The organism is Mycobacterium sp., from assembly GCF_032161845.1.
Lineage (GTDB): Bacteria > Actinomycetota > Actinomycetes > Mycobacteriales > Mycobacteriaceae > Mycobacterium.
On the sequence record NZ_JAVRQA010000502.1, the window covers coordinates 1 to 15,465 of the forward strand.

17 protein-coding genes and 1 pseudogene are annotated in these 15,465 nt (G+C 67.3%); 8 read left to right on the plus strand and 10 right to left on the minus strand.

What is annotated here, in order from left to right; translation table 11 throughout:
• Positions 1-121: 121 nt before the first annotated feature.
• Both QOD90_RS27640 and QOD90_RS27645 read left to right on the plus strand, forming a co-directional pair.
• Positions 122-610: a helix-turn-helix domain-containing protein gene (locus QOD90_RS27640; protein ID WP_526355099.1), complete on the plus strand. Its 489-nt coding sequence runs from the start codon at positions 122-124 to the stop codon at positions 608-610.
• Positions 611-620: 10 nt separating this feature from the next.
• Positions 621-1,040 carry a VOC family protein gene (locus tag QOD90_RS27645; RefSeq protein WP_526355101.1) on the plus strand — a complete coding sequence of 140 codons (420 nt, stop codon included), beginning with the start codon at positions 621-623 and terminating at the stop codon, positions 1,038-1,040.
• A 4-nt stretch (positions 1,041-1,044) separates the two neighbouring features.
• Here QOD90_RS27645 and QOD90_RS27650 read toward each other — a convergent pair whose 3' ends face one another.
• Positions 1,045-1,683, minus strand: coding sequence for an SAM-dependent methyltransferase (locus QOD90_RS27650; protein WP_526355103.1), 639 nt, complete (start codon positions 1,681-1,683; stop codon positions 1,045-1,047).
• Positions 1,670-2,623, minus strand: a complete 954-nt coding sequence (locus tag QOD90_RS27655; protein WP_526355105.1) for an NAD(P)/FAD-dependent oxidoreductase — start codon at positions 2,621-2,623, stop codon at positions 1,670-1,672. Before QOD90_RS27655 ends, QOD90_RS27650 begins: the two co-directional genes overlap by 14 nt.
• Before the next feature lie 47 nt (positions 2,624-2,670).
• Between QOD90_RS27655 and relB the strand changes: the two genes are divergently transcribed.
• Positions 2,671-3,246 carry a type II toxin-antitoxin system RelB family anti-toxin gene (relB, locus tag QOD90_RS27660; RefSeq protein WP_526355107.1) on the plus strand — a complete coding sequence of 192 codons (576 nt, stop codon included), beginning with the start codon at positions 2,671-2,673 and terminating at the stop codon, positions 3,244-3,246.
• On the opposite strand, the gene QOD90_RS27665 is transcribed toward relB, so the two are convergent.
• Complete coding sequence (locus QOD90_RS27665) at positions 3,235-6,135, minus strand: MMPL/RND family transporter (RefSeq protein ID WP_526355109.1); 2,901 nt, start codon at positions 6,133-6,135, stop codon at positions 3,235-3,237. The two genes, relB and QOD90_RS27665, sit on opposite strands and share 12 nt — an antisense overlap.
• On the minus strand, positions 6,132-6,578 hold the full coding sequence (locus tag QOD90_RS27670; protein WP_526355111.1) for an MmpS family transport accessory protein: 447 nt from the start codon (positions 6,576-6,578) through the stop codon (positions 6,132-6,134). The genes QOD90_RS27665 and QOD90_RS27670 overlap by 4 nt, the downstream gene beginning before the upstream one ends.
• Before the next feature lie 139 nt (positions 6,579-6,717).
• Between QOD90_RS27670 and QOD90_RS27675 the strand changes: the two genes are divergently transcribed.
• The gene (locus tag QOD90_RS27675) at positions 6,718-7,329 is read left to right on the plus strand and encodes a TetR/AcrR family transcriptional regulator (protein ID WP_526355113.1); all 612 of its coding nucleotides are present in this window, start codon (positions 6,718-6,720) and stop codon (positions 7,327-7,329) included.
• Here the strand turns inward: QOD90_RS27675 and QOD90_RS27680 are convergent.
• From QOD90_RS27680 to cobC, 4 genes are read right to left on the minus strand one after another with little or no spacing between them, the layout of a single operon-like run.
• On the minus strand, positions 7,304-8,389 hold the full coding sequence (locus tag QOD90_RS27680) for a bifunctional RNase H/acid phosphatase (protein WP_526355115.1): 1,086 nt from the start codon (positions 8,387-8,389) through the stop codon (positions 7,304-7,306). The two genes, QOD90_RS27675 and QOD90_RS27680, sit on opposite strands and share 26 nt — an antisense overlap.
• Positions 8,386-9,123, minus strand: coding sequence for a zinc ribbon domain-containing protein (locus QOD90_RS27685; protein WP_526355117.1), 738 nt, complete (start codon positions 9,121-9,123; stop codon positions 8,386-8,388). Before QOD90_RS27685 ends, QOD90_RS27680 begins: the two co-directional genes overlap by 4 nt.
• Positions 9,120-10,265, minus strand: a complete 1,146-nt coding sequence (locus tag QOD90_RS27690; protein ID WP_526355119.1) for a Nif3-like dinuclear metal center hexameric protein — start codon at positions 10,263-10,265, stop codon at positions 9,120-9,122. The genes QOD90_RS27685 and QOD90_RS27690 overlap by 4 nt, the downstream gene beginning before the upstream one ends.
• Complete coding sequence (gene cobC / locus QOD90_RS27695; RefSeq protein ID WP_526355121.1) at positions 10,262-11,335, minus strand: Rv2231c family histidinol phosphate aminotransferase CobC; 1,074 nt, start codon at positions 11,333-11,335, stop codon at positions 10,262-10,264. The genes QOD90_RS27690 and cobC overlap by 4 nt, the downstream gene beginning before the upstream one ends.
• Before the next feature lie 24 nt (positions 11,336-11,359).
• Here cobC and QOD90_RS27700 point away from each other — a divergent pair, with 24 nt between their 5' ends.
• The 3 genes from QOD90_RS27700 to QOD90_RS27710 are packed head-to-tail and all read left to right on the plus strand — an operon-like array spanning position 11,360 to position 13,357.
• Positions 11,360-12,007, plus strand: coding sequence for an HAD-IA family hydrolase (locus QOD90_RS27700; RefSeq protein ID WP_526355123.1), 648 nt, complete (start codon positions 11,360-11,362; stop codon positions 12,005-12,007).
• Positions 12,000-12,533, plus strand: a complete 534-nt coding sequence (locus QOD90_RS27705) for a low molecular weight protein-tyrosine-phosphatase (protein ID WP_526355125.1) — start codon at positions 12,000-12,002, stop codon at positions 12,531-12,533. Before QOD90_RS27700 ends, QOD90_RS27705 begins: the two co-directional genes overlap by 8 nt.
• Positions 12,533-13,357, plus strand: coding sequence for an SURF1 family cytochrome oxidase biogenesis protein (locus QOD90_RS27710; RefSeq protein WP_526355127.1), 825 nt, complete (start codon positions 12,533-12,535; stop codon positions 13,355-13,357). Before QOD90_RS27705 ends, QOD90_RS27710 begins: the two co-directional genes overlap by 1 nt.
• On the opposite strand, the gene QOD90_RS27715 is transcribed toward QOD90_RS27710, so the two are convergent.
• Entirely contained in the window at positions 13,311-14,285 is a 975-nt protein-coding gene (locus QOD90_RS27715; protein ID WP_526355129.1) for a cobalamin biosynthesis protein, read from the minus strand. The genes QOD90_RS27710 and QOD90_RS27715 overlap by 47 nt on opposite strands.
• Positions 14,286-14,320: 35 nt before the next feature.
• Here QOD90_RS27715 and QOD90_RS27720 point away from each other — a divergent pair, with 35 nt between their 5' ends.
• Positions 14,321-15,148 carry an oxygenase MpaB family protein gene (locus QOD90_RS27720; protein WP_526355131.1) on the plus strand — a complete coding sequence of 276 codons (828 nt, stop codon included), beginning with the start codon at positions 14,321-14,323 and terminating at the stop codon, positions 15,146-15,148.
• Between the two features lie 35 nt (positions 15,149-15,183).
• Here the strand turns inward: QOD90_RS27720 and QOD90_RS27725 are convergent.
• Positions 15,184-15,465: pseudogene (locus QOD90_RS27725) on the minus strand (glycerol acyltransferase); the annotation flags it as partial.

The window sequence follows — 15,465 nt, forward strand, 5'->3', positions numbered from 1 at the left end:
GGATTGCCGTTGGCAATCACCCTGCTCTGTGAAGTCCGGACTTTCCTCGAATCCCAGTCGAGACTGGGACCCGCGGCCGCCCGGCCAACTCGTCCGCGCAGATCACCGTACTCTTATCGACATGCCGCAGGTGCCACCGGCCCGCTATCTGCTCCGCGCGAAGGACCTGGTCGACGCCAGGTACGCCGAGCCGATCACGGTGGACGACCTCGCTGCCGCGGCCGGGCTGTCCCGGGCCCACTTCTCCCGCATGTTCACCCGTACGTTCGGTGAATCCCCGCGCGCCTACCTGCAGACCCGGCGACTGGAACGGGCTGCTTCGTTGCTGCGCTTCACGGATCGTTCGGTCGCCGACATCTGCGTGATGGTCGGCCTGCAGAGCGTCGGATCCTTCACGACCACTTTCGCGCGGGTGTACGGGAAACCGCCTGCGGCCTACCGTGCCAGCCTGCCACCGGCGGCCAGCCGGGTGCGGGTGCCGAGTTGCGTCCTGGCGCGCGACACCCGGCCGCTCCCTCAATCCCGGGTCGCTGCGCTCCTGCCCGCCGAATCCGACAGCCGCGTGAAAAGAGCACACGGGGAGAAGACGGGCCGCGACGACCGACCGTAGCGTCAGGCCCGTGATGAAAATTGCATGTGCCCATCTGTGGGTTCACGATCAGGAAGTCGCACTCAAGTTCTGGACCGACAAGGTCGGCATGGAGGTGCGTGAAGATGTGTCATTCCCGGAGGAGATGGGCGCCTTCCGGTGGCTCACCGTCGGGCCGCCAGGACAGGATGACGTCAGCATCGTGCTGATGGCCGTACCCGGCGAGCCGATGATGGACGAGGACACCCACAAGCAGGTGCTCGACCTGACGGCGAAGGGTTTCGCGGGCACGGTGTTCCTCACCACTGACGACGTTCAGGCCAAGTACGAGGAGCTCACCGCCCGCGGCGTCGACTACAACGAGCCGCCCAACCAGATGCCGTATGGCATCGACTCCGGCTTCCGAGATCCGTCGGGCAACAGCGTGCGGCTCACCCAGCTCAATCCCTAGACGCTCAGGCCAATCGCCTCAGCACCATGACGTTGTCGCGCCAGGTGAAGGGTTGACCATCGGGGTCGGTCCCCTCCCGGTCCACCACCTCGACGCGGTCCCTGTTCCATCCCACGGCAGGTAGATCCAACTCCGCGAGCACCTCCTCGGGAGTGGGGAACGGGTGGTCATGCGGCACCTTCTTCGAGAAGGGCGGAGCCGCAGCGTGGTCGACGATGACGAGCAGTCCACCTGGCGCCAAGGCGTTCGCCGCGGCGCGCAAGATCTGGGGCCGCTCGAGCCGCACCGTGGAGTGCAGGAACTGCGCCGAGATCAGGTCGAAGGTCCCTTCCGGAAAGCTGTCCGAGAGGTCGTGACGTTCGAAGTCGATCCGATCACGGACGCCGCGGGTCTCAGCCTCGGCGGCGGCGCGGCTCATTGCCGTCTCGGAGATGTCGACTGCGGTGACCTGCCAGCCGCGTTCGGCCAACCACACGGCGTCACCGCCCTCCCCGCAACCGAGGTCGAGCGCCCGGCCGGGTGCAACGTCGGCCACCACCGCGGCCAGCTGAGCGTTGACGCGTCCACTCCAGATGCGTTCGCGCTCACCGTAATGCGCGTCCCAGTACTCCTGCGCAGTCTGATCCGTTTCATGCGTTGACATGTGCGATCTCCTTCAGATTGGGCCACGGTGGGACGGGCAGGCCGACGTCTTCGGCGAGCAGACTTTGGACGACGGCCGCGGCGCTCAGCGAGCCCGTTGCGATCGCAGCGGCGACCTGAGGCATGCCCGCGCTGACGTCGCCGGCGGCGAACACCCCAGGCACGGACGTGCGATGAAAGGCATCGATCTCGACGGCGTCCTCGGCGACGGGCCCCGGCGGTGCCGTCGCGACTCCGAGTTGGGCTGCCAAGTTCGACCGCTGACGCAACGACGAGGCCACCAGCACGCCGCGGCGGGCCAGCCTGTCGCCGTCGGTGAACTCCACTGCAACCAGTTCGCCTGCTTCGGAGATGAATTCGGCGATCTCGCGTTCGTCGATCCGCACGTCGGCAGCGAAACCTGCCGGTCCGTTGGTGAGCACGACGATGTCGTCGGTCCAGCCGCGAAGCATCAGCGCCAGGTGCTCGGCGCGATCGCCGCTGGCGAGCACTGCGACGGGTTGGTCCCGCATCTCCCAGCCGTGACAGAACGGGCAGTGGAAGGCCGACCTCCCCCACAGTTCGGCCAGCCCGGGAATCTGCGGCGTCCGGTAGTCCATACCCGTCGCCAATAGCACCCGCCTGGTGCGATGTCGGCTGCCGTCGGCGAGTTCGACCACGAAGCCGCCATCGTCGGCCGCCGCTGCAGTCACCTCCCCATGCCGAAACTCGACGTGGTCGTACTTTGCGAGCTCTGCCCGGCCTGCTTCGTACAACTCCGCGGGCGGTCGGCCGTCGTATCCGAGCAGTCCACCGATACCGTACGCGGGCAGGTTGCTTTGGCGGCCCGCGTCCACCACCAGCGTGCGGCGCCTCGCCCGGCCCAGCACCAGTGCTGCACTCAGACCCGCGGCACCGCCGCCGACGACGACGCAATCCCATTCCGTGTTCTCGAACTCCATGGCAACCACCTTGCCGACCAACGGGCAATCTGCCAACATCTTTTGCCATGGAGGCAAAGAGCACCGACGACGTCGACCTACGGGTCAGGCGCAGACTGCGCGAATTGCGCACTCAGCGCGGCCTGACGCTCGACGAGGTGGCCACCAGGGCCGACATCGACGTCTCGACGTTGAGCCGGCTCGAGTCCGGTAAGCGCCGACTGGCCCTCGATCACCTGCCCCGGCTTGCGGCAGCGCTTGCGGTGAGCACCGACGACCTGTTGCGCGCACCCGACGCCGAGGATCCGCGGGTGAAGGGCGCGTCGCAGACCCGTCATGGCGTGACGTACTGGCCGCTGACGCACAATGGGCCCGCAGGCGGCCTGCACGCGTTCAAGATTCGCGTGAGTGCACGACGCCGCACCCCACCCGACGAGCTGCCGGTGCACGACGGTCAGGACTGGGTGTACGTGCTCTCCGGCCGGATGCGGCTGATCCTCGGCGATCGCGATTTCACCATCAAACCCGGTGAGGCCGTTGAATTCTCGACCTGGACCCCGCATTGGTTCGGCGTCGTGGAGGAAGCCGTCGAGGCCGTCGCGATCTTCGGCCCGCACGGCGAACGGCTACACCTACACGCCTGAGTCGGCGCCCTTGTTCTCAGGCGACAGCAGTCGGCGCACGGAGATGCGGGAACCATAGGGCTGCAACATCTGGCTGGCCGGGCGTGTGCGCACGTTCAGCGGCCACCAGAACCAGCGTCCGAGGAGGGTCGCAATGGACGGCGTCATGAACGACCGCACGATCAACGTGTCGAACAGCAGGCCCAAGCCGATCGTGGTACCGATCTGGCCGAGTATCACCAGGTCGCTGAAGATGAACGAGGACATGGTGGCGGCGAACACCAGGCCTGCCGCGGTGACGACGCCGCCGGTGCCCGCCATGGCGCGGATGGTGCCGGTCTTGAGGCCCGCCCCTATCTCCTCCTTGAATCGGGAGATCAACAGCAGGTTGTAGTCGGCTCCCACCGCGAGGAGCAGCATGACGGCGAGTGGGATGATGACCCAGTACAACTGAATGCCGAAGATGTACTGCCACACCAGTATCGACAGCCCGAGCGATGCACCTAGGGACAGCACGACGGTGCCCACGATGACCAACGCCGCAATCAGGCTCCGGGTGATGAAGACCATGATGAGCAGAATCAGGCTGATCCCGGCCAGTGCGGCGATCATCAGGTCGTACGTGGCGCCTTCCTGAATGTCCTTGTAGGTCGCCGCGGTTCCGGCCACGTACACCTTGGCGTCCGCGAGCGGGGTTGCCTTGAGCGCGTCGAACGCCGAATTCCTGAGCGCATCGATGTGCGAGATCCCCTGCGGCGTCGCAGGATTGCCCTCATGGGTGATGGTCATCCTGGCGGCCTTGCCATCGGGGGAAAGGAACAGCTTCAGGCCGCGCTTGAAGTCGGGATTGTCGAATGCCTCCGGAGGCAGGTAGAAGGAGTCGTCGTTCTTGGCATCGTCGAAGGCCTTGCCCATCGCGGTCGCGGTCTTCAACGATTCCTGGCTCTGCGCGTTGGTGCCCCCGGTGGTCGCGTAGTTCGACCGGAGCAGGTCGCGGTTGGCTTCCTGAACGGCGAGCTGGGGCGGGATCAGCGCCACCAGTTGCGGCTGCAGGGCATTCAGTTTGTCCAGACTTGCCGTGATCTTGCCGAACTGATCGCTGAGTTGATCGATGCCGTCGAGGGTGTCGAACACCGACCGCAATGCCGCGCACGACGGGATGTCGAAGCAGTGCGGCTCCCAGTAGAAGTAGTTGCGCAGCGGACGGAAGAAGTCGTCGAAGTTGGCAATGTTGTTGCGCACCTCGTTGATCGTCGAGACCGTGTCGTGGAAGGCCTTGACCTGTTCGTCGGTCGCGGCGGCGCTGGCCTGTTGCAGCGCGAGTTGCTGTTGCAGGATGTCGATCGACTTCGACGTCTGGTCGACCTGTTTCAGGATGTCCTGAGCCCTAGCCTGCTGATAGCTGAGGTTCATGATGGTGCTCGCGCTGGACGCGCTGATCTGAAAAGGTATGGAGCTGTGACTGATCGGCGTGCCGAGCGGCCGGGTGATCGACTGCACCAGGGCAATGCCGGGGGTGTGTAGCACCGCCTTGGCGGCGCGCTCGAGGAGGATCATGTCCGCGGGATTTCGCATGTCGTGATCGGATTCGATCATCAGCAGCTCGGGATTCAGCCGGGCCTCGGAGAAGTGGCGTTCGGCGGCCGCGTAGCCCACCACGGCAGGCGCGTAGTCGGGCAGATACGGGCGGGCGTCGTAACTGGTCTTGTACCCCGGTAGGGCCAGCAGGCCGATCAGGGCCAGCGCGATCGACGCGACGAGGATGGGACCAGGCCACCGCACGATGACGGTGCCGATGCGGCGCCACCCCTGGGTGCCGACCTTTCGCTTGGGCTCCAACAGCCCGAAGTGGCTGGCCATCACCAGCATGGCGGGACCGAGGGTGAGCGCGGCAGCCAGAGCCACCAGCACTCCAATTGCGGCAGGCACGCCAAGACTCTGGAAGTAGGGCAGCCGGGTGAAGCTCAAGCACGCCACCGCCCCGGCGATCGTCAGCCCCGAACCGACGATCACGTGCACCGTCCCGCGGAACATGGTGTAGAACGCCGCTTCTCGGTCCTCGCCCGCGGAGCGCGCTTCGTGATAGCGCCCGACGACGAATATCGCGTAGTCGGTGCCCGCGGCGATCGCCAGCAGCGTCAGCAGGTTCGTGGTGTAGGTCGATAGCCCGATGACGCCCGAGTTCGCGAGAACGGCGACGACCCCACGGGCAGCGGACAATTCGATGAGGACGGTCACCAGCATCAGGAGCATGGTGACGAACGAGCGGTAGACGACGAGCAACATCAACGCGATGACCCCGAAGGTCAGCAGGGTGACCATCTCGGTGCCGTCGCTGCCGACCTCGAAGTTGTCGGTGATGAGTGGCGCGGCCCCGGTGACGTAGGCCTTGACCCCTTGCGGCGGCGGAGTGTCGGCCACGATCTTGCGGATGGCGTCGACCGACTCGTTGGACATGGCTTGGCCCTGATTGCCCCTCAGGTACAGCTGCACCAGAGCGGCCTTGCCGTCCTTGCTCTGCGAGCCCGCCGCGGTCAGCGGATCACCCCAGAAGTCCTGGATGTGCTCGACGTGCTTGGTGTCCTGCGACAGCTTCTTCACTAGGGTGTCGTAGTACTGGTGGGCGTCGGCGCCCAGCGGTTGATCGCCTTCGAGGACGATCATGGCGTTGCTGTCGGAATCGAATTCGCCGAAGACCTGGCCGATGTGCATCATCGCCTTCAGCGACGGCGAGTCGGGAGAGCTCTGTGCCACCGAGTGAGCCGCTCCGACGACCTCGAGCTGAGGGGCGAACACGTTCGTCAGCGCGGCGATCGCGACCCAGATGATGGCGATGGGCACGGCGAATCGACGAATGTTGCGCGCCACCTTCGAATGCTCGACCGGTTCCTCCACGCGATGGTCGCTCACGCGGACTTGTCCAGGCACGAGATGTAGCCGTTCACGTTGCTGGTGGACCTTTCGTCCTTGACGATGCCGTTGACGGTGATGCGGCAGGTAAGCGAGTCGGCGTCGCCTTGGGCGCGAAGGTCGGCGTAGAGCGTGGGATCAGTCGTCGTCAACGTCTGCGACCAGGGCAGCGGCGTGTCGTCGACCCGTTGCGGTTGGGCATGCTCGTCGAGGTAGTTGATGGTCGCCACCGCGCCGGGACTGCCGAATACTTCGAACAGGACGCGCTTGGGGTTGTAGTCACTGTTCTCGATCGAATCGGCGCGAGGCCACGACACGACGTCGTTCGAGCCGAAGATGCCGTGCATCCGATACACACCGAAGCCGGCGGCCGCCACGACGATCACCGTCACGACCACCGTCCAACGACGCCTGATCAGGCTACCGATCGAAAACCTTTTCACCCGTACGCCTTTCGACAGCCGGCGACGCGGCTCCAACCCGGTGACCGTCCTTAGTCGAACTAAGGGCGACCTGAGAAACGGTACGGTACCGTACGGTCCGGTGCAAGTTGTATCTTGCTAGTGACAAGGAGGTGGTTTTGTGCTCTCAGATTCCGCGGAGCCCTCGCCCTCGGCGCCGGAATGTCCGTGGAGCGCGCGAGAAGCCGAGCTGTTGGCCGTGACCCTGCGACTGCTGCAACTGCACGGCTACGACCGGTTGACGGTGGAAGCGGTGGCGACCGAGGCCAAGGCCAGCAAGGCCACGATGTACCGACGGTGGCCCTCGAAGGCGGATCTGGTGCTTGCAGCGTTCATCGAAGGGACCCGCGAGTCGGCGATCCCACCCCGCACGGGGTCACTGCGCGGCGACCTGCTGGCCATCGGCGCGACGGTGTGCCACGACTCCCGAGTGCACGCGGCCACCATGAGGGCGGTGTTGAACGAGATGTCACACAGTGCAGCCCTGAGCGCCGTCATGCAGGACAAGTTCGTCTATCACCGGAACGTTCTGATCAAGGAGGTCCTCGGTGACGCCGTGTCTCGGGGGGAGATCGACGCCGCGGTGATCAACCCCGAAATCTGGGATCTGCTGCCCGGCTACCTGGTGTTCCGTTCGGTGGTCTCGCAGCGACTGCCGACCGACGAGACGGTGCGTGCACTGGTGGACGATGTCCTGTTGCCCAGCCTCACTCGAGGTACGCCGTCTGATTGACGAGCCGGACCGACGAGCCGCCGTCCGGATAGAACTCGGCGATCGACAGCGAGGCCAGGTCGAGGTGCAGGCGGTAGAGGATGCCCTGGCCCGCGTCGAGCGCCAACCGCAGGATCGACTTGATCGGCGTCACGTGTGACACCACCAGAACCGTCGCATCACCGTGTTCGGCGATGATCCTGGTGCGGGCCCGCCGCACCCGGTGCGCGACGGCGTCGAAGCTCTCCCCGCCGCCCGGCGGCGACACGCTGGTGTCGCTCAGCCATTCGCCGTGCACACCCGGATCTCGTTGCGCCGCTTCGCCGAACGTCAACCCTTCCCACTCACCGAAGTCCGTCTCGATCAGGTCGTCGTCGACGGTCACGTCGAGTCCGAGAGCCTTGGCCGCAGCCGTCGCGGTGTCGTAGGCCCGCTGCAGCGGTGACGAGACGACGGCCGCGATGCCGCCCCGCTGCCCGAGGTAGCGGGCGGCCGCATCGGCTTGGCGCCGTCCGAGTTCGGTCAGCGGCGGATTGCCCCGTCCCGAATACCGGCGGTTCACGGAAAGCTCGGTCTGCCCGTGGCGCAACAGCAGGAAGCTGGTCGGCGCGCCGCGGGCCCCGGTCCAGCCCGCCGGTGAGACCACCTCGGCGGCCGCGGGTTTCGGCGCCGATTCCTCTGCCGCCGCATCCATGGCCTCGTTGGCCAGTCTGTCGGCATGTGCGTTCTTGGCCCGCGGGATCCACGTGTAGGTGATGGCGTCGAATGCGCGCGACAACTCCACCGCGCGCTGCCGCAACGGGATCAGGTCGGGGTGCTTGACCTGCCAGCGGCCCGACATCTGCTCCACGACCAGCTTCGAATCCAACTGCGCGGCAACATCGGTGGCCCCAATTTCGGCCGCCTGCTCCAACCCTGCGATGAGACCTCGGTACTCCGCGACGTTATTGGTCGCACGGCCGATGGAGGCCTTGCTCTCGGCGAGAACGCGGGCACGGTCGGCAGACCAGATCACCGCACCGTAGCCGGCAGGGCCGGGGTTGCCGCGCGATCCACCATCGGCCTCGACGATGACCTTCATTCGCTGAAGTCCCTGACCCGCACCAGGATGGCGGAGCATTCTGGGCAGCGGAGCACCTCGTCCTCCTTGGCGGCAGAGATGCGCGCCAACTCTCCCCTGTCGATCTCGATGCGGCAGGCACCGCAGCGTCGACCCTGCAGTCGCCCCGCTCCGGCCCCGCCGAGTTTCCGCTGACGCTCGTAGAGTGCCACCAGCTCGGGAAGCAGCGCCGCGGTCAACTCGTCGCGACGAGATTCCGCTTGCCGTCGAGCTTGGTCGATCACCTGCATGGCCTCGTCCCGCGCGGCAACCGCTGCGCTGAGGTCCATTTGGAGCTCGTCGATTCGACCCAGTTGCCGAGCCTGGTCACCCTGCAGCTTCTCGCGGTGCTCCATGATCTCGAGCAGGGAATCCTCCAGACTCTCTTGGCGTCGCTGCAGCGTCTCGAGTTCGTGCTGCAGCTCGGCGACGTGCTTGACGTCGACCGTGCCGCCGTCGAGCAACCCGCGGTCGCGGTCCTCGCGCTTGCGCACCGAGTCGATCTCACTCTCGAACTTGGTGACCTGCCCGTCGAGGTCCTCCAGCGCGATGCCAAGGGTTGCGAGCACGTCGTTCGCCGCGCGATGCTCGGACTGGACGGCATCGAGCCGTGATTGCTCCTCGAGGTGCTTGGCGCGATGGTCGAGACGGCTCAGCTCGGCGTCTACCCCGGCAAGTTCGAGCACCGAACGCTGTTGCAGTTCTTCGGCTTTCATGTGGTGTTCGTGTCCTTCGCTAGATTCCATGGATCCGTCCGGACCGGGCTGATGCGCACGTCGAGCGCATCGCCGAAGTGCGTTCGCAGCAGTGCCTTCGCTTGATGGCACCAGGGGTACTCGCTCGCCCAGTGTGCGACGTCGACGAGCGCGACGTCGGAGGCACGCAGGTGTTCATCGGCCGGGTGATGCCGGAGGTCGGCCGTGACGTAGACGTCCACGCCCGCCACCGCCACGGTGTCGAGGAGCGAATCGCCCGCACCCCCACACACCGCCACCCGTGACACCACCGCCTCCGGATCGCCAGCTGCCCGCACGCCCCACGACGTCGCGGGGAGCCCGTGCGCTACTCGGGAGACGAAGGCGGACAGGCTTTCCGGGTTCGGTAGCGCGCAGATACGACCGATGCCGACGTCGGATGGCAGCGCCGCGAGGGCGATGACGTCGAAGGCCGGTTCCTCGTAGGGATGCGCCCCGCGCATGGCGGCCAGCACCGCATCCCGCCGCCCAGCGGGCGCGATGACCTCGATGCGGTCCTCCGAGACGTGTTCGACCGCCCCAACGGTGCCGATGGCGGGTGAGGCGCCGTCGTGCGGCAGGAACTGACCGGTGCCCGCGACGGTCCAGCTGCAGTGCGAGTAATCGCCGATCGTGCCTGCGCCGGCCCCGAACATCGCCTCGCGCACCACGTCGACGTCCCCTCGGCCATCCCCGATGGGCACGTAGACCACCCACTTGTCGAGACGGGTCCCATCGGATATCGGCGAGAGCACGTCCTCGACGATCAGGCCGAGCGCCTCGGCGAGCGCGTCCGACACCCCCGGAGATGCCGAGTCGGCGTTGGTGTGGGCGGTGAACAGCGCACTGCCACTGCGGATCAGACGGTGCAGCACCGCACCCTTCGCCGTGTTCGCCGCCACCGTGTCGACGCCGCGCAGGAGCAGCGGGTGGTGCGCGAGGAGAAGGCCGCGGTCCGGCATCTCGGCGACGACGGATGGTGTTGCGTCGACCGCGATCGTGACCGACTCGACCGTCTCCGACGGGTCGCCGCAAACCAGACCGACGGAGTCCCACTCCGCCGCCAGGGCGGGCGGGTAGGCGTCTTCCAGTACATCGATGACGTCGGACAGCCGCGCGCTCACCGCAGTACCTCCCCTTCCGTCGCGTCGACGAGAGCCTCGACCAGGGTCGGCCACTCCGGTCTGACCGCCGCCCGAAGATACTGCCCATCGAGTCCTACGAAGGTGTCACATCGACGCACGGCAATGTTCTTGATGTCCAGGTGCTTCCGCATCAACGCCGCATCGGGCACTCGGAACAGGACGAAGGGGGCCCGGCCGTCGACGGAGTCGAACCCGGCTGCTGCCAATCCGGCGGCCATCTCGCCGCGCAACGCCAGCAGCCTGCAGGCAACCGACTCGGCCTCCGCGACCGCGGCTGGCGAGGTGCACGCGGCGATCGCCTCCAGTTGCAACGTTCCAAGCGGCCAGTGCGCGCGCTCGGCGGACATTCTCGTCAAGACGTCCGGCGCGCCGAGCGCATAACCGACCCGCAGGCCGGCGAGTGACCACGTCTTGGTCAGGCTGCGCAGCACCACGACGTCCGGCAACGCGTCGGCAGCCAGTGACTCGGGTTCTCCGGGGATGGCGTCGGCGAAGGCCTCGTCGACGACCACGATCCGGCCAGGACGGCGCAGCGCCAGGATCTCGTCGCGGGCGTGTAGTACGCCCGTCGGGTTGGTGGGATTGCCGACGACGACCAGGTCGGCGTCGGCGGGCACGGCGGCGCCGGCGAGCGTGAACGGGGCGTCGAGGACGACGTGGCTGATCGGGACCCCGGCTGCCGTCAGCACCGCCTCGGGTTCGGTGAACGACGGTGCCACCAACGCTGCCAGCCTCGGCTTCAGGCGGGCCAGCAGGGCGAAGCCCTCGGCCCCACCGGCGAGCGGCAGCACGTGCTCGGGGTGACGTCCGTGCCGGGCGGCGATGCCGTCGACCGCGCGTCGCCAGTCGGTCTCACCCGGGTAGCGACCAAGGTCGCGCAACCGCGCCGAAAGACGTTCCAACAGCCACGACGGCGGCTCCGCGGCCCTGACGTTGACCGCGAAGTCGAGCATCCCCTCGGCTGCGGCCTGATCTCCGTGGTAGCGCGCGCCGGCCCGCGGCGGAACCCCGCGACCCTGCGCTCCCGGTGACCGGGGAAGACTACCCACAACAAGACAGTAGACAATGGAGCGGTGAGCCCCCAGCTAGTCATCTTCGACCTCGACGGCACGCTCACCGATTCCGCCCCGGGGATCGTCGCGAGCTTCCTGCAGGCACTGGGTGCAATCGGTGCCCCGGCGCCCGACGGTGACCTCGCCGGCCTGATCGTCGGGCCGCCGATGCATCAGACCCTCACCTCGATGGGACTCGGTGCACAGGCAGCCGAGGCATTCGCCGCGTACCGGGCCGACTACACCACCAGAGGTTGGGCCATGAACAGCTTGTTCGACGGGATCCCCGACCTCTTGGCCGACCTTCGCGCCGCGGGTGTGCGACTGGCGGTCGCGACGTCGAAGAACGAGCTGACGGCCCGGCAGATCATCGAGCACTTCGGCATCGACGCCCACTTCGAGGTGATCGCCGGTGCCAGCCCCGACGGCACCCGGTCGGCCAAGGCCGACGTGGTTGCTCACGCGCTGGCTCAACTCGGACCGCTGCCGGACCGGGTGCTGATGGTCGGCGACCGCTCCCACGACGTCGAGGGCGCCGCAGTGCACGGCATCGACACCGTGGTGGTCGAATGGGGTTACGGCGCTTCGGACTTCGACGGTCCCGACTCGACGAGCGCCTTCAAACACGTGGCGACGATGGCCGACCTCAGGGAGGTCCTCGGTGTCTGAGCGGAGGGCAGGAGCGCAGCGACCCGGGGAATCAACTCAGCCCCTTCATGTGACCTTCGTCTGTTCGGGGAACATCTGCCGCTCCCCGATGGCCGACAAGATGTTCGCCCACCAGATCTCCGAACGCGGTCTGGCCGACGCCGTGCGCGTGACCAGTGCGGGCACCGGCAGTTGGCACGTCGGCAACGCCGCCCACGAACTCGCGGTACAGGTGTTGCGCGCACACGGATATCCGACGTCGCACCAGGCCTCGCATGTCGGCGAGGATCACCTGGCAGCGGACATGGTCGTCGCCATGGGGCGCAACCACGTCCGCATTCTGCGGGATCTCGGGGTGCCCGTGACGCGCCTCCGGATGATGCGCTCGTTCGATCCCCGGTCGGCCGCCCATCCGTTGGACGTCGAGGACCCGTACTACGGGTCCATGGCGGACTACGAGGAGACCTTCGCGGTCATCGAGGCATCGCTGCCCGGGCTACACGATTGGGTCGACGATCAACTGGCCGAGCGCGGGGTCGCCAGCTGATGGGGCGTTTGACGTTCTTGTTCAAGCCGCAGTGGCTGGCGCTCTACGTCGTCGTGATCGCGTTCGCGTACCTCTGCTTCACCGTGCTGGCCCCGTGGCAGCTTGGCAAGAACACGAAGACCTCGCGCGAGAACACCCAGATCTCGAACTCGTTGTCCCAGGCGCCGGTACCGGTGACGACCGTTCTGCCGCAGCAGGATTCGTCGGCGCCCGACGATCAGTGGCGCCAGGTCACCGCCACCGGCAGATACCAACCCGAAGCCCAGGTCCTGGTCCGGCTGCGGTCGATCAACGGCGATCCGGCGTACGAGGTGCTGCTGCCGTTCAAGGTCGACGGCGGCCCCACGGTCCTCGTCGACCGCGGCTTCGTCAAACCCGACAAGGGCACCGCCGTTCCCGACTTCGCCGCGCCGCCCACCGGCACCGTGACGATCACCGCACGGCTGCGCGACTCCGAACCCGTTGCCGTCGGCAAGAACCCGTTCCGCGCGGACGGCGTTCAACAGGTGTACTCCATCAACACGGGCCAGGTCGCCGAGGTGACGGGCGTTCCGTTGGCGGGGTCCTACCTCCAACTCATCGACGACCAGCCGGGCGGGCTTGGCGTGATCGGCCTGCCCCACCTCGACGCAGGCCCCTTCCTCTCCTACGGCATCCAGTGGATCGCGTTCGGAATCATCGCGCCAATCGGCGTGGGGTACTTCGTCTTCGCGGAGCTCAAGCAGCGTCGTCGGGAGAAGGCCCAGACCGAAACCCGGGCCGCCTCGACCGCCCCGCTCAGCACGGAGCAGAAGCTCGCCGACCGCTACGGCAGACGGTCGTAACCAGCACGGCAGTGCCGGCTGCCGCGGCCTGAACGGCACGGGAGAGCCGGACCGATCGGTTGACGTCGACCAGATTCGGTGGTCGGCCGTCCCCCAGCGTCGGCCGGATCTCGAGACGATGCGCGTACTGCGTGGGTCCACCCAGCTGGACCCCGAGCGCGCCGGCGAACGACGCCTCGACCACCCCTGCGTTGGGGCTGGGGTGCCGCGCGGCATCCCGGCGCCAAGAGGCCAGCGCCTCGCCCGGCGAGCCCCCCGCGACCGGAGCGCAGACCGTCACCAGGATTCCCGTCAGACGGGCCGGCAGGTAGTTCGCAACGTCGTCGAATCTCGCTGCTGCCCAGCCGAACCGCGCATACCGCGGCGACTTGTGCCCGATCATCGCATCTAGCGTGTTGGCGCCCCGGTAGACCAGCAACCCGGTCACCCCGCCGAGCGCACCCCACCACAGCGGCGCCACTTGGGCGTCGGCGGTGTTCTCGGCCACCGATTCCACGGTGGCGCGGGCGATTCCCGCCTCGTCCAGCGAGGCGGGATCGCGACCGCACAGCGAGGGCACCAGTGCGCGCGCGGCGTCCACGTCGCCGGACTCCAGGCGGTTGGCCATGTCGGCCCCGGTGCGCGCCAGGGACGTTCCGCCCAGCGCGACGAACGTGGCGGCGGCCGTCACCGCCGCGTTCCAGCCGGGTCCTCGTCGTGCGGCCGCGCGGTCGGCCACTACGCCGAGCGCGGCGAGCCCACCGAGCAGCACTCCGGTATGTGCGACGCCTGCCGCCCGCCCGTCGGAGTAGGTCAGCCGCTCCAGGGCCGACGCGGCGGAGCCGAACGCCGCCACCGGATGACCCCGGCGTGGGTCGGCCCACACCAGGTCGGCCAGGTATCCCACCGCGAGGCCGACAGCCCGGCCGCGGCATGTCGACGCAAACACCCCGGCAGCGTCTCACGAGTGGTGTACTCGACCGCATGAGGCTGGGCCCACCGCGACGCCCGACCCGGGTCGTCGACCTCCTCAATCCGGCGGCGGCGCTGCTGCCCGCGGCGAACGTGATCATGCAACTCTCCTCGCCGGGCGTCGGATACGGCGTCGTCGAGAGCCCCGTGCCCAGCGGTAACGTGTTCGAGCATCCCTTCAAGCGGGCCCGCACCACCGGCACGTATCTTGCGGCGGCGACGATGGGCACCGACTCGGACCGCGCACTGATCCGCTCCGAGGTCGACCGGGTCCACGCGATGGTCCGGTCGACAGCATCGAGTCCGTTGTCCTACAACGCCTTCGACCCAAAGCTGCAACTATGGGTGGCCGCGTGCCTCTACCGGTACTACGTCGACATGCACGAGTTCCTCTACGGACTCCTCGACGACGTCGCCGCCGACGCGGTCTACGCCGACGCCAAGCGGCTGGGCACCACACTGCAGGTCCGGATGACCATGTGGCCAGCTGACAGAGCAGCCTTCGACGAGTACTGGAAACGTTCGCTTGACCAATTGCGGATCGACCCGCCCGTGTGTGAGCACCTTCGCGGTGTCGCTGCGCTGGCCTTCCTGCCGACGCCACTTCGCCAGCTCGCCGGGCCCGTCAACCTGTTCGTGACGACGGGCTTCCTGCCCGCCGAGTTTCGGACGCTGATGTCGTTGCCGTGGTCCGCGGCGCAGCAGCGCCGATTCGACCTGCTACTGCGGGGCCTCCGCGTCGCGGATCACGTCATCCCACATGATCTCTGGGTGCTCGGATATCGGATGTACTTGTGGGACATGCGAGCCCGCGCCCGCCGCGGCAAGCGGATCGTCTGACTCGGCAGCAGGCTGACCTGACTCGGCGACACTCCTCAGCGTTCGGTTGGCGGCTGGGTTGCAGTTCGCCAGGCTCGCGGACTCAGTTCGCGATAGGGATCATCCTGCCGAATTGTCAGCAGGTCGGCCAAAGTCTGCTCGAGTGATTTCTTGGTGCGGTCCTTGACGGTGGCCACCCACTCCTCTTCCGAGGTGCGGGCGGGCTTGGCGGTGGCGATGGGGGCGCCGAATTTCAGATACATCCGCTGCGGTCGCGGGATCAGTGTGGGACCGATGCCATGCATCAGGGGCATCGCCATGTCTGAACTGCCAGAAAC

What these genes read in the sequence shown, in the direction of transcription:
- QOD90_RS27680 (WP_526355115.1), bottom strand. Translation starts at nt 8,389, where the DNA reads ATGAAGGTCATCGTCGAGGCCGATGGTGGATCGCGCGGCAACCCCGGC.
- QOD90_RS27650 (WP_526355103.1), bottom strand. Translation starts at nt 1,683, where the DNA reads ATGTCAACGCATGAAACGGATCAGACTGCGCAGGAGTACTGGGACGCG.
- QOD90_RS27720 (WP_526355131.1), top strand. Translation starts at nt 14,321, where the DNA reads ATGAGGCTGGGCCCACCGCGACGCCCGACCCGGGTCGTCGACCTCCTC.
- QOD90_RS27655 (WP_526355105.1), bottom strand. Translation starts at nt 2,623, where the DNA reads ATGGAGTTCGAGAACACGGAATGGGATTGCGTCGTCGTCGGCGGCGGT.
- QOD90_RS27640 (WP_526355099.1), top strand. Translation starts at nt 122, where the DNA reads ATGCCGCAGGTGCCACCGGCCCGCTATCTGCTCCGCGCGAAGGACCTG.
- QOD90_RS27685 (WP_526355117.1), bottom strand. Translation starts at nt 9,123, where the DNA reads ATGAAAGCCGAAGAACTGCAACAGCGTTCGGTGCTCGAACTTGCCGGG.
- relB (WP_526355107.1), top strand. Translation starts at nt 2,671, where the DNA reads ATGGAGGCAAAGAGCACCGACGACGTCGACCTACGGGTCAGGCGCAGA.
- QOD90_RS27710 (WP_526355127.1), top strand. Translation starts at nt 12,533, where the DNA reads ATGGGGCGTTTGACGTTCTTGTTCAAGCCGCAGTGGCTGGCGCTCTAC.